This is a genomic window from Paenibacillus sp. FSL W7-1287, assembly GCF_038004245.1.
Classification (GTDB): Bacteria; Bacillota; Bacilli; order Paenibacillales; family Paenibacillaceae; genus Pristimantibacillus; species Pristimantibacillus camelliae.
In genome coordinates this window covers 4,351,290-4,363,699 of record NZ_JBBORD010000001.1, presented here as the reverse complement: position 1 = coordinate 4,363,699, position 12,410 = coordinate 4,351,290, and the positions used below count along the sequence as shown (strand labels likewise).

The following is a 12,410-nucleotide window of genomic DNA, read 5'->3' as shown; positions in this document are numbered from 1 at the left end:
AGGGAGAACGATGGATTGGTTGGAGAGGATGAATAGTGCTATGGATTATATCGAATCGAATATGACGGATCACATTTCGATTGATGACATAGCGAAGATCGCTTGTTGCTCTACGTATCATTTTCAACGAATGTTTCCGTTCATTACGGGGATTTCGTTATCCGAGTATATCCGGCGTCGACGATTGACATTGGCTGCATTTGAACTGCAGACAACGGCAGCAAAGGTTATTGATATATCCATGAAATACGGATACCAATCGCCAGAAGCATTCGCACGGGCGTTCAAGAATCTCCATGGAATCATGCCAATATCTGCGCGCGATAAAGGTGTTTCCTTAAAAGCCTATCCTCGAATGTCCTTTCATATTTCTATAAAAGGAGATGTCGAGATGGATTATCGTATTGAGCAAAGAGGGGCATTTGAGATGTTCGGCGTTGATAGTGTTGTTAGTCAGAATTTGCAAACAGCGTTTATGGAAGTTCCAGCGTTCCGTAAGCAATGTGATGAAGACGGCAGTGTAGACCTAATGAACGAGCTTCTGGGGCGCTTTGGTAATACTGTGTTGCACGCTGCCTTATATGATCACACGGGAGAATCATTCAAGTACATGGTCTGTTATCACTTACCAAAGGGACTTGAAATTCCAGATAGATTTACACAGCTTTCTGTCCCTGCATTAACATGGGCCATATTCCCTGAGCCACAATGTGATTTGCAAAAACTATGGGAACGTATATATTCGGAATGGTTTCCGACATCTGGATATGAACAGGTTGAGGGTCCTCAATTCGAAATGTATTATGGAATGCAAGGGCATACACAGGGTGAAATCTGGATACCTGTAAAGAAAAAGTAATGATTGCGGGTACGAGAGTGCGGCGATGGATCCGATCCATCGCTTCTTCTGCGTTCAACAAAACTGCTCAACTAATGGCTAATGAAAAGGAGCTAATCAATTGGAAATATTGAAGAACAACAAACTCATAATCTTGCAGTTATTACCGTTTATTCTAGGGTTGCTACTCAACTATATTGTAGTTTATTTGCCTTTCTATGTTTTTATTATTTGGCTTTTAAGTATTGGTTTCGTTTTATATTGGTTTTGGGTAGGTAAACAGTTTGGACAATTAAGTTTAAATAAGCTATTAAGCTTTTGTTTAGGCAATATTTTATGGGCAATCTCATTTGTACTTTTCATTTGGCAATTCCTACTTGTGGATGATTCAAAACGCAATATGTTTTTAGCAATAGTTTCACAATGTTATGGTCAATTTACAGTATTGTTTTCAACAAAAATTGTTATGGCATATGGAGAGGTCATTGATAGTAACCAGGTGATGATCACGTCATATATTTTAATGTTTTTCATTTACGTTATTGGGTTTATCTATGGTGCAGTTAGAGCAAGTAAAACATAAACTCAAGAAAATGAGGGAGCTCTTATGACGAATATATCTGTTCGAGTCATAAAACCGAATGAATTAGATCAATTACTAGCATTGTATAAACATCTAAACCCGGATGACCCAGAATTGAATATTAGCGAGATTCATAATCATTGGAATGAAATAATTAGTGACCCGTTAATGAAGATCATTGTTGTTGAGTGTGATGGAAAGATAGTTTCGTCATGTGTTTTAGTGTTAGTTAGAAATCTTACAAGAGGAGCTAGGTCTTACGGGTTAATTGAAAATGTTGTTACTCATTCAGATTATAGAAAACAAGGTTACGGAAGATTAGTCCTTCAGAAATCAATTGAACTCGCCCAAGAGCATAATTGTTATAAAGTTATGTTAATGACAAGCTCTAGAATGGAAGGAACGCATAGATTTTATGAAGAATGTGGATTTGAAAAAGGGGATAAAACAGCATTTATCAAAAAAATGTTGTGAAGTTAGATCAAAGAAGCGGTGACAGCCTAACAGGTAGGAGAAATCTATGAAGAGACGATTAAAAAAGTATATTTTCTTCTTAATTGCCGGATTAATTTTTATTCTTGGATTTGTTTTGCAAGGGATCGATTTATTCTTAAATCCACCTCTTAGTGACAAAAAGAGTTTGACTTCTAATGAAATAAATTCCTTTTATTTTCAAGAAGGTGAGTATAATTTGTTTTATGAGTACGACACAAATAAAAGGGATTTTGGGATTGTCAATTTTACAAGAACAATAGAAATTAGTCCTGATTCGCTTAACGTTAAAATATTTGCGGTTCAGGATCAATTAGAGATTGTAGCTAAAGAAGACGAGTCGATGACGTTTACAGATCATACGATTCAAGGCAAGTCGTTATATAGTTTTAACATTGAAAAAAGCGGTATGTACAATGTCGAATTAGATGATAAGAATTATGTATGGAATACAGAAGTTCAATATAGCATATTAGCTAATTTCAAAGGTATTATACTTTCAGGTTTTAAGCGAATAGGTATTCATATTTTAGTATCGATTCCATTTTTATTAATCGGTTTGTATATGTATTTAAGGGATAGGAGGAACAAAACATTAATAACATAATGGAACTTGGTCAAATGAATATATGATCAAAATGTTTAGAATGTTCCTCGCGTCCACAACGGCGAGTTTGTTGAAGTGAATACGCTTGATTTACTTGAAAAGTGCGAGAAAAAAATAAAGGTACCAAGCGACTGGAAACATATGTTAAAATTGATTAACCGAAGTTAAACCTCCAAAGCCGATGCCTACCTTAGATGAAAACTCCATAAATAGAAGACATAAGATTATTTGATGATTAAAAACATGAGACTGCCGTCATGGCTAATCCGAGGTAGTCGATCATAGTTCATCGTATAACACAACAATAACGCTTCGCAGCATGCACTCCTCGGTATTTACAGAGGATGCAAGCAAGCACATTAATGCACGCGCCCACCTAAGATATGAGCTATCTAAGATGGGCGTTTGTTGTTCGTGTAAGACGATATGAGAAATAGCCGCAAAGCATATACTTACTCATCCGAGCTTAGCTAACTTTAGGAGATACCAACGAAAGCGACAATTACGACAAAATATTAATAATCAAGGGAGGTGTAGTTGCATGTTGTTAATCATAGTAAGCATGTTAATCACTGTTTTATATCTCGCCTTTTTGATCTTTGGACTTGTACTATGTAGAAAAAATTCATTTAAAGAAGGATTTTACTTCTTTCTAATCCTAATTGTGCACAAGATTGCATCTTACCTTTACATACCGTTACTTAATAAATTAACTGATACACTTGCAACCAGGAATAAGCCTCTTCCGATGAATATGACGATTGGAGAAGTTGTTGGTTGGTGGACGTTATTCCCCATAATGATAGACCTCGTTGCTTTTGGAATTTTAGCCTTTGGGTTATACAAAATGTGGAGAAATAAGATCACTTTACATAAAAGTAAAGATTAAAGTTCACTTTCTTTCAATTTGAATGGGGGAATAATATTGGATTGGCTCATATCTTTGATTGCGATATCTATAGCAATTGGTGCCTTTGTTGAAGTTGAATTAAAAAATAGGAAGTTAGAAAAGAGAATTAGGAACTTAGAAGATAAAATCAAATGATTCTGATTAAATTTAGATAAAGATTTAAGGAGGAACAAACGCCATGAGAATTATTTCACTGCTCTTTCATAAAAAATTCGACTATGTCGTATTTCCGATTGGATTAATTGCGATCTTGATGTTAATTGTAAACTTATTTTCAACGTCAAAGATGGATACTTCTATGCTATGGGGACAAATTTTTATGGTAGTTCTATATTATTTGGTTACTAGGGGAAAGGCAGAAAGAAACTTTATTAAGCAGGGGATAGAACCAGTAATTGTCCTATCGTTGTTTGGAATTTTAGTTATTTTAGGTTGCCTTGCTAATGTAATAATTTTGATGGATTTAGTATGAGGCTCACTCATGAGATAGTTTTGCTTACTGGGGAATTTGAAAAAATCAGTTATTAGGAGGATTTATTAGTGATGATCAGAAGCTCCGTCTGCGCCATGATAACGAGAAATAATGAGATTCTAACGATAAAGAAACAAGAGGAGGAGAATGCCATTATATTTATTATGCCTGGAGGAGGGCAGGAATTCGGAGAAACACTACTAGAAGCTCTTCGCCGAGAGGTTCGGGAAGAAGTCGGAGCGAGTATAAAAAACGAGAAATTGATATTTGTAAGAGAATATATTGGAATGAATCATGAGAATTCGGAAAGGGATAGGAAACTTCATATCGTTAGTCATATCTTCTCTTGTGAAATTGAAGAAGAAGGTAAATATCACTTAGAACCCGATCAAGATCAGATCGGAATGGAATGGCTCAAAATAGATGAATTAGAAAAATATAATTTTTATCCGAGAGAAGTGATTAATGAACTTAAAAAGCTTAATACAAGTACATACACTGCAACCTATCTTGGAGATATCAATTAAAACCTTTAAAGAGAGGATGAATAGCCAATAGATAGTTTATTTGAATTATTATTTGGTTCAATTTATGCCATAGAATATGTTGAATTTGTTTTTGGACAAGAATTATAGAAAAGAGCTGAATGAAAACATAGAAATTAGGACTACATTTATATACGAGTTGGAGAAGCGGCTTTAGTTATGAATAGATAACAGAAATAAAAAAGATGTACCTATCTTAAATAGAAAATGATTAACACACAGTAGGGAGAGGTTCTGTATGATATCTCAAGCAGTGATCATAAAGAACAATAAAGTCTTAATGGTTCGTCAATACGTTCAAAGAGGAGATATTGTTTGGAATTTTCCAGGGGGAGGAATTGAAGAAAATGAAACTCCTGAAGAAGCAGGTATTAGAGAAGTCAAAGAAGAGACAGGGCTAGAAGTCACAAAACTGAAATTAATACATGTGGAAGACGAGAAGTACACTTATTTGATCAATAACATAAGGGGTAGAGTAGTACTTGATAAAACCATTAAGGACAATGAAGATATTCTAGAAGTTAAGTGGGTATCGCTAAATGATGAAAATAAATTTGATACGTATACAAAACCTATAATAGCTATATTAAGTGAACTAGAAGAAGGTCCGTCCGCCATATAACACATGCTTCGGATTCGCATCTCGGTCACCAGATTACGAAATTCAACTCTAGCTTGTATGAAAGAAGATGAGTGAATGGATGAATTAAGAGGAAATAGAAACTCATTTGTTCTGTCAAATGGCTTATCAACCAAAAGTCTTTATTTAAATCTAGGCATGATGTTAGTACTTCTCTGCTTTTATGCTACGTCTATTTTTTATGAAATTCCTATTCTAGTAAAAGTTATGAGTCTACTGATTTTTCTTACTTTAGCTTTATTTAGTATCCGGGAAGTATTCAAAAGTACAATGTTGATCGTTGAGAATAATAGATTATTAATGGGGATCGATGAAATTAAAGCATCAGAAGTGGAGGAAATCATCTACAATAGTTGGATTATTTATATCAAACGTAGGAACAGAAGTACACTTAGAAAGTACGTAACGATTTCGCTACGGGATAACAAAGAAATTGAACATTTAAAATGTATATTAAATGAGTTTGGAAAGAGTAACGACATAAAAGTTAGAAAAGCGTTGTAGGTGACTTATTAGTGAGCGCTATGCTTTGAAATATCTCAAAATAAGATCCATCTAAGATGGTTATCTGTCGTTAATGCAAGGGGGTTACCAAATACCCAAACTTTAAAATAGAAAGAGGTGTCTAATGCAAGAAAAACAAACGATGACTAATAGCATAGCATGGAATACAAATGCTTATGAAGCATGGACGAATCATTATGGGCACCCTGAAGTACAAGCAGAAAACTTAAAACTCAATGGGTCACATAAGCTTCGTAGATGGTTAAAGTATATCGGCGACCCAAATGAAAAGAGAATAATTAATCTTCTTGGTTCAACGGGGAGCAAGGCCATACCATTGGCGCTGCTCGGCTCAGATGTCACGATTGTTGATATTTCCAATGAGAACCAACGATATGCTCTAGAAGTTGCGCATTATGCTAATGTGAAACTTAATTATGTTTTGGCGGATGTTCTAAATATACCAGCTGAGATGAATCTTAGTAATTATGATTTAGTGCTAATGGAATTTGGTATTTTACATTACTTTTCTGACTTAAACCCTATCTTTGAGTTGGTAAATAACTTACTAAGTAACAATGGCCGACTAATATTGACGGATTTTCATCCTTTTTCAAGCAAAGGCTCTAATTATTTCGATTCTAGTCTGGTAGTAGAGAAGATAGCCTTTTCAGACTTCCTTTCAGAAGAAGATCGTAAAGACCAACCAAAAGTTCTTTTGAGAAAATGGACGATGGGTGAAATTCTATCTACATTAGCAGATAAGAATATGGTTTTAAGAAAGTTAGAAGAGGAGCCGCATCCTATAAATAGTGGTGTACCAGCATTCTATACAATCGTAGCTGATAAAATAAATGAATATCAAACACCCCTAATTCCATAAAACATAGTATCAGTAACTCCGGAAGATAGCATGAGAGTAAAGTGTTGGAGGATTATTTATGATGAGAAATACGATGAAAAGACTGGTTCAAGAGTATGTTAAGGCATACAATTCTTTCGATGTCGAGGGGATGATTCAACTTCTACATAGGGATGTTATCTTTAAGAACTATTCTAACGGAAAAGTTAATGTTGAGACTAAAGGAATCAATGAGTTTAGACATGTTGCAGAACAATCTAAGACTTTATTTACTTTCAGAGAGCAGAAAATAAAGGAAATATCATTCTCTAGTGAAGTCGCCGAAGTTCTAATTGATTACATCGGAGTACTTGCAATCGACTTACCTAATGGACTTAAAGTGGGGGAAAGAATTAATTTAGAAGGTAAATCGATTTTTCATTTTTGTAATGGGAAAATATCGATAATCGAGGATTATAGTTAATTCAGCCGCCCACCCAGATAAGACATATCTCTAAGGTGGGCGGCTGTTGTAAAAACGAAAGAAGAAATACCCAAAAAAAGATAAGGGATGTGACGTCAATGTTTTATAGAAGAAAATTTTATATCTTAAAAAATGAGTTTGTAGATATTTTTAATAAACATTTTATTGAGACCAATTTGCCAAATCAAATTAAGTATGGAGCTAAATTAGTGGGAAGATGGATGGTTCCTCATTCGGATACGACCACTGAAATATTTGCTATTTGGGAATATGAGAGCTATGAAAAGTATCTGGAAATCGAACGAAATGTTAGAAGTGATATTAAACATCTTAAACGAATTAAGAAATGGTATGAAGATCATGGCGGCAGAGATTATGTAATGAAGGAATATTTAATCGAGATTAGGGAAGAGGAATTAGTTTCAACGGTGTGACCGCAGTCGTACATCGTCACTGTGCTATTCAGTCACAAGTGGTGCTTTGTGCATAGACATTAACAGTAGATTAAATGGAGGGATCAAGGAATGTTAGAACATTCTTAAGATTAGAAGAAACAAGAAAGGGTTGGCTTATGCTTACTATTTATGATTGGTTCGGCTATCAGTTGCCGAATAGGGAACGTTTTCGACTTATAAAAGATGCTGGCTTTGACGGGGTTTTATTATGGTGGAGTAATGGTTTTGAGCGTGACTGTTTTGGCCAGAACGATTACCGTAAAGGACCGGAAATTGCGCGAGAGGTCGGTCTATTTATAGAAAATATCCATGCACCTGTCCAAAGTGAAAACAACCTCTGGCTTGATAATCTAGAAGGTGAAATGGTTACCGATTGCTATTTGCAATGTATTGCGGATTGTGCCGAATTCGAAATACCAACAATGGTGTTGCACTTGCCTAACGAGGAAAATCCATGTAACACACTCGGTTTGGATAGAATCAAGAGAATCACTGAAAAAGCTGAACAACTTGGTGTCAATGTTGCACTCGAGAATTTATGGAACATATCCAATTTATCATATGTGCTGGATCAGGTGGATTCCCTGCGTATCGGTATCTGTTATGACTCCGGACACCACTACCGCCATTATCCGGAAATTGATTTATTATCCAAGTATAGTTCTCGGCTGATGGCACTACATTTACATGATAATAATGGAAGTTATGCTCAACACGGGTTACCCTTTGACGGTACGATTGATTGGTCTACAATTATGCAGAAGATTGCTAACATAAATTATTCGGGTGCGATTGCAATAGAGGCTATGAATTGGGATTATAAGGAATTAACAGCTATTGAATTCCTACATAAAGCGTCTGAACGAGCAAGAAAGCTGGAAGCATTAAAAATTGAGGCTTAAAAATTAATCAGCATATGCACGAGAAAAAAGAATAGGAAAACCCTCTAGGATGCGACTCGTGAAATCATCAACAACCGATAAAACAGTATTATTGCCATGGTCGCTTAGACGCGCGCATTAGTCCGCCCGAGCAAATTTTAGGAGGTAATTTGTGACATCTCATATTCGTATTAGACCAACTGCTCTTATTATGAATGAAGGACATATTCTCTTAATTGAATATCAAGAGAACAATCAATATCATTACAATTTACCTGGTGGTGGAGTTGAACAGGGTGAGTCGGTTACGGATACGCTTAGGAGGGAATTGTTAGAGGAAGCAAATGTTGAAATCAAAATTGGGAAGATTGCGTTTCTATATGAGTACTGTCCCCACAAGCAATCAGGAGATTATGACTCTGAGACCCCAGTACTAAATATTATTTTTGACTGTGAAATTCAGGATGGATTCATAGCAAAGTTACCCGAAAGTCCAGACCCCAATCAAGTTGGAGTACGATGGATACCGATAGATAAACTAGATTCAATAATCCTATATCCTAACATTAGAGAACATATAGTTGAGTACTCAAAAACGAGAAGAAATATTGAGCTAATAGAAGATCATCAATTAAAGAGTTATTTTGAGCAATATTGAATAGCTAATATAAGAGATAAGCAGATCAAGTAAAGTCATGTAATTCCCGGAATGTTGACCTACGAAAACGATTTTCGAATAGGAATAATATCTAAGAAACTTTAGTCCTTTGAAGATCAAGGTCATCGTCTAACAGAAAGGTGGTCATTCCTAATTGAAAAAACTTAGAAAGTCTGCGAAACATAGATCCATATTTGGAATTTGTGGTGGCATTGCTGATTTTTTAGGTATTTCCGCGTTAAGTGTACGATTAATCTTTTTAATCACGTTACCAACATCGATCTTAATATACATCATCTTGCATAACTCAATGGATGAAGAAAGAAGGACTTTATAAGTTTCAAGCTTTACTGGCTCGTAATGCAAAGCTTGTTAGCGGAGCTGAGAGATGAAAAAGGAAGTGGGATCATAGAAATGATATATGAATCCAAAGTCTATAAAAGGACTGAGCAGTCTTCGATTTATGCTGATATCTACTATCATGGAAGCCAAACTCCGGTAATTATTTATATGATAGATTGTCAAGCTAAGTGCGACAACTCGTCCATAATCGCTTCGTGAGAAGTTTTCCAACCTAGACATTTACGTGGTCTATGGTTGATTAAATCTAAAGCACATTCAAGTTCAGCTTGATCTATCGTGTTTAAGTCGAACTTCTTAGGAAAGAATTCTCTGAGAAGCCCATTGGCATTTTCGTTACTGCCTCTTTGCCAAGATGAATAAGGATCAGCAAAGTAAACCATCAAGCCGTGCTCTTCTAACAATGCTTGATGGCAAGCGAATTCCTTCCCACGGTCAACGGTAGCTGTAAACATAGGTAAAGCAAGCTCTTCTAAAGCCGTAGCAACAGCTTTCTCCATAGACAAGGCTGAACGGTCAGGCATTTTTACAGCGTAGTAATAGCGTGTTTTTCGTTCGACAAAGGTAGCCAAGCAGCCTTTACTTTTACCACGGCTAGAAACGACAGTATCAAGCTCCCAATGACCAAAGGTTTCACGTTGCTTCACTTCTTTTGGACGTTGCCTGATGGATAATCCAAGATTAAAGCGACCTCTGCTTTCACGAGGCTTTCTACGCTTTCCCTTGTGTCGCAAGAAGATGGTGTTTCCTTGGACGAGCTTCCCCTGGTAAATCCAGCGATAGATGGTCTTAAAGGATACCGCGTGCTCAGGATCGTCTTGTTTCATTCGACCTTCAATTTGTTCTGGAGACCATGTTGCAGCCAGAGTTTGAGTAAGGTAATGTGCTCTGTCTTTGTTCCACTTTCCTTTTGGTTTACTTTGCATCCGCTTGTGCTGATAATCGGCTTGTGCGTCGCTAGCCTCATAAGTAGAAGAGTGGTTATTCATGCGTTGTATTTCACGAGAAACCGTAGAATGGTGGCGCTTGATCTGCTGTGCAATGGCTCTTGCACTCCATCCTAAATGTAATAATGTTTCTATTTTTGTACGCTCGTTTATGGTAAGATGTGTATAGCTCATGACGAGTTCTCCTTGTAGGTGGTGTCTGGTAACTTCATTCTACACGAATTCGTCATGAGTTATTTTTTTAGGTGTCGCACTTCATATTACAATCTTTCATATACATAGTGGAGCATTGATATTTGGTACTCGAAAGTGGTTACCAATAGAGCAGGTTGAAATATTTAAGAATGCTGGATTTAGTATTATAAGCATTGACTATAGGCTTGCACCAGAGACGAAACTCCAATTCATTATTGAGGATATAGAAGATGCCATACATTGGATTAGATCTACTGCATCTAAAATGTATGATTTTAACACGGATAAGATAGGTCTTATTGGATGTTCTGCCGGAGCTTATCTTAGCTTGGTCAGTGGGACAATGAAGCATAAACCTAATGCAATCGTTTCCTTTTACGGCTACGGTGATATCCTTGGAAAGTGGTATTCTGAGCCAAGCGAATATTACTGCAAAAGAGTAGCTGTTAACCTTATGGAAGCTGAAAAACATCTTAGTAAAGGTGAAGTATCTGAAGGCTCGTGGGATAGGTTTAATTACTACCTTTGGTGCCGTCAGCATGGAAACTGGGTTGAAAAGGTAACAGGCTTTGATCGAAATGGAGATAGCGAATTATTAAAAAGGTATAACCCTATCGATAATATTTCTAAGGACTTTCCTCCGACCCTCTTTTTACACGGAGACAAAGACACAGACGTACCTTACGAACAATCTTTAATGATGTATGAACAATTACGAAAAGCTGGAATTGAAACTGACCTAGTTACTATTCATGGTGCTGATCATGTATTTGATCAATATATTAATGATGTACAGGTTAAAAATGCGTTTGAGAAAACAGTAGTATTTCTCAAAAAACATTTAAGTGAATAAGGGCTTTCGCCCGCTTATAGTCAGATGTATAATTAAGGAATTAAGCTCAGAGAATGACAATCAAAGAACTAACCTAAGATAAGAGCTATCTAAGGTTGGGGCTTTTCGTAAATGCAAGAACCGGACGAATGAATATTGAATGGAGTAAGATCAATGGAAGTAATCATAAAGGAATTAACTGAAGGGCAGAGCATACCTTATCATTTATTGCTACTCGCGGACCCTTCAAAAGAAATGGTTGATACTTATATTAAGAGAGGTATTTGCTACACCGCATCTTTTCGAGATGAAGTGATAGGGGGCTTTGTCATCTTAACAACCAAACCAGAGACAATGGAAATTGCTAATGTCGCAGTTCGAGAGGATTTTCAAGGATTAGGGATTGGAAAGAAATTAGTCTTAAGTGCAATAGAAAAAGCCAAGGAGAAACAGGCAAAAACTATTGAAGTTGGTACAGGAAACTCGAGCGTAAACCAAATTGCACTATACCAGAAATGCGGTTTTCGGATTGTTGGAATTGATCAAGATTTTTTTATAAGAAACTACAGTGAAGAGATATTTGAGAACGGCATACAATGCAGGGATATGATTAGATTCAGATTAGATATTTGAGAATCACTGAATAAGAGGTGGCTAGCGAATGGCTATAGCGCTATGTAGAGCAGGTCTGAATGAAGCAACTATTATTCACGAGATGCAAGTAAGAGCATTTTTACCATTGTTAAATAAGTACCTTGACTATGAAACAAGTCCTGCTAATGAACCGTTAAATAGAATCATACATAGGTTGAATCAAACATTTACGGATTATTACCTTATAAGGCTATCGGATATTAACGTAGGAGCAATACGGATCGTTAGAAAAGAGAATCAAGTGCACCGAGTAAGTCCTATTTTTATTTTGCCCGAATATCAAGGTAGAGGGATCGCACAACAAGTATTTGCCTTAATCGAAGAGAAATATAATAACGCAAGAAAATGGGAATTAGACACCATAGCACAGGAAAAAGGAAATTGTTATTTATATGAGAAATTAGGATATCAGCAGACAGGAGAAGAAAAAGAAATCAATCATAAGATGTCTATTGTTTTTTATGAAAAGAAGCTAACCAACACAGACGCCACCTTGGATTGTCAACAGTAAA

18 protein-coding genes are annotated in these 12,410 nt (G+C 36.2%); 17 read left to right on the top strand and 1 reads right to left on the bottom strand.

The features are described from left to right. Positions 1–10: 10 nt before the first annotated feature. The 14 genes from NSQ99_RS19940 to NSQ99_RS19875 all read left to right on the top strand — a co-directional run bounded on the left by NSQ99_RS19940 (position 11) and on the right by NSQ99_RS19875 (position 9,247). The gene (locus NSQ99_RS19940) at positions 11–859 is read left to right on the top strand and encodes an AraC family transcriptional regulator (protein ID WP_340838665.1); all 849 of its coding nucleotides are present in this window, start codon (positions 11–13) and stop codon (positions 857–859) included. 100 nt (positions 860–959) lie between these two features. Next, positions 960–1,421, top strand: coding sequence for a hypothetical protein (locus NSQ99_RS19935; RefSeq protein WP_340838664.1), 462 nt, complete (start codon positions 960–962; stop codon positions 1,419–1,421). Positions 1,422–1,445: 24 nt separating this feature from the next. Beyond that, positions 1,446–1,895 carry a GNAT family N-acetyltransferase gene (locus NSQ99_RS19930; protein ID WP_340838663.1) on the top strand — a complete coding sequence of 150 codons (450 nt, stop codon included), beginning with the start codon at positions 1,446–1,448 and terminating at the stop codon, positions 1,893–1,895. Positions 1,896–1,941: 46 nt separating this feature from the next. Then, a complete protein-coding gene (locus NSQ99_RS19925) occupies positions 1,942–2,520 on the top strand; it encodes a hypothetical protein (RefSeq protein WP_340838662.1) in 579 nt (192 codons plus the stop codon). A 1,088-nt stretch (positions 2,521–3,608) separates the two neighbouring features. After that, the gene (locus tag NSQ99_RS19920; RefSeq protein ID WP_340838661.1) at positions 3,609–3,902 is read left to right on the top strand and encodes a hypothetical protein; all 294 of its coding nucleotides are present in this window, start codon (positions 3,609–3,611) and stop codon (positions 3,900–3,902) included. 71 nt (positions 3,903–3,973) lie between these two features. Continuing rightward, positions 3,974–4,429, top strand: a complete 456-nt coding sequence (locus NSQ99_RS19915; RefSeq protein WP_340838845.1) for an NUDIX domain-containing protein — start codon at positions 3,974–3,976, stop codon at positions 4,427–4,429. Positions 4,430–4,685: 256 nt separating this feature from the next. Beyond that, positions 4,686–5,069, top strand: a complete 384-nt coding sequence (locus NSQ99_RS19910; RefSeq protein ID WP_340838660.1) for an NUDIX hydrolase — start codon at positions 4,686–4,688, stop codon at positions 5,067–5,069. Between the two features lie 75 nt (positions 5,070–5,144). Then, the gene (locus tag NSQ99_RS19905) at positions 5,145–5,591 is read left to right on the top strand and encodes a hypothetical protein (RefSeq protein WP_340838659.1); all 447 of its coding nucleotides are present in this window, start codon (positions 5,145–5,147) and stop codon (positions 5,589–5,591) included. Positions 5,592–5,715: 124 nt separating this feature from the next. Beyond that, entirely contained in the window at positions 5,716–6,474 is a 759-nt protein-coding gene (locus NSQ99_RS19900; protein ID WP_340838658.1) for a class I SAM-dependent methyltransferase, read from the top strand. A gap of 58 nt (positions 6,475–6,532) precedes the next feature. Next, positions 6,533–6,916, top strand: coding sequence for a nuclear transport factor 2 family protein (locus NSQ99_RS19895; RefSeq protein ID WP_340838657.1), 384 nt, complete (start codon positions 6,533–6,535; stop codon positions 6,914–6,916). A gap of 98 nt (positions 6,917–7,014) precedes the next feature. After that, entirely contained in the window at positions 7,015–7,350 is a 336-nt protein-coding gene (locus NSQ99_RS19890) for a cytoplasmic protein (RefSeq protein ID WP_340838656.1), read from the top strand. A gap of 74 nt (positions 7,351–7,424) precedes the next feature. Continuing rightward, positions 7,425–8,273 carry a sugar phosphate isomerase/epimerase family protein gene (locus tag NSQ99_RS19885; protein WP_340838655.1) on the top strand — a complete coding sequence of 283 codons (849 nt, stop codon included), beginning with the start codon at positions 7,425–7,427 and terminating at the stop codon, positions 8,271–8,273. 151 nt (positions 8,274–8,424) lie between these two features. Beyond that, entirely contained in the window at positions 8,425–8,910 is a 486-nt protein-coding gene (locus NSQ99_RS19880) for an NUDIX domain-containing protein (RefSeq protein WP_340838654.1), read from the top strand. Positions 8,911–9,064: 154 nt separating this feature from the next. Continuing rightward, complete coding sequence (locus NSQ99_RS19875) at positions 9,065–9,247, top strand: PspC domain-containing protein (protein WP_340838653.1); 183 nt, start codon at positions 9,065–9,067, stop codon at positions 9,245–9,247. A 184-nt stretch (positions 9,248–9,431) separates the two neighbouring features. Here the strand turns inward: NSQ99_RS19875 and NSQ99_RS19870 are convergent, their stop codons facing one another. Beyond that, positions 9,432–10,391, bottom strand: a complete 960-nt coding sequence (locus tag NSQ99_RS19870) for an IS30 family transposase (RefSeq protein WP_340834498.1) — start codon at positions 10,389–10,391, stop codon at positions 9,432–9,434. A 61-nt stretch (positions 10,392–10,452) separates the two neighbouring features. Between NSQ99_RS19870 and NSQ99_RS19865 the strand changes: the two genes are divergently transcribed. The 3 genes from NSQ99_RS19865 to NSQ99_RS19855 all read left to right on the top strand — a co-directional run bounded on the left by NSQ99_RS19865 (position 10,453) and on the right by NSQ99_RS19855 (position 12,409). After that, complete coding sequence (locus NSQ99_RS19865) at positions 10,453–11,265, top strand: alpha/beta hydrolase (protein ID WP_340838844.1); 813 nt, start codon at positions 10,453–10,455, stop codon at positions 11,263–11,265. Positions 11,266–11,418: 153 nt separating this feature from the next. Further along, a complete protein-coding gene (locus NSQ99_RS19860; protein ID WP_340838652.1) occupies positions 11,419–11,877 on the top strand; it encodes a GNAT family N-acetyltransferase in 459 nt (152 codons plus the stop codon). Between the two features lie 28 nt (positions 11,878–11,905). After that, positions 11,906–12,409 (top strand): GNAT family N-acetyltransferase, encoded by a 504-nt coding sequence (locus NSQ99_RS19855; RefSeq protein WP_340838651.1) that lies wholly within the window; start codon positions 11,906–11,908, stop codon positions 12,407–12,409. The last annotated feature ends 1 nt before the right edge of the window (position 12,410 follow it).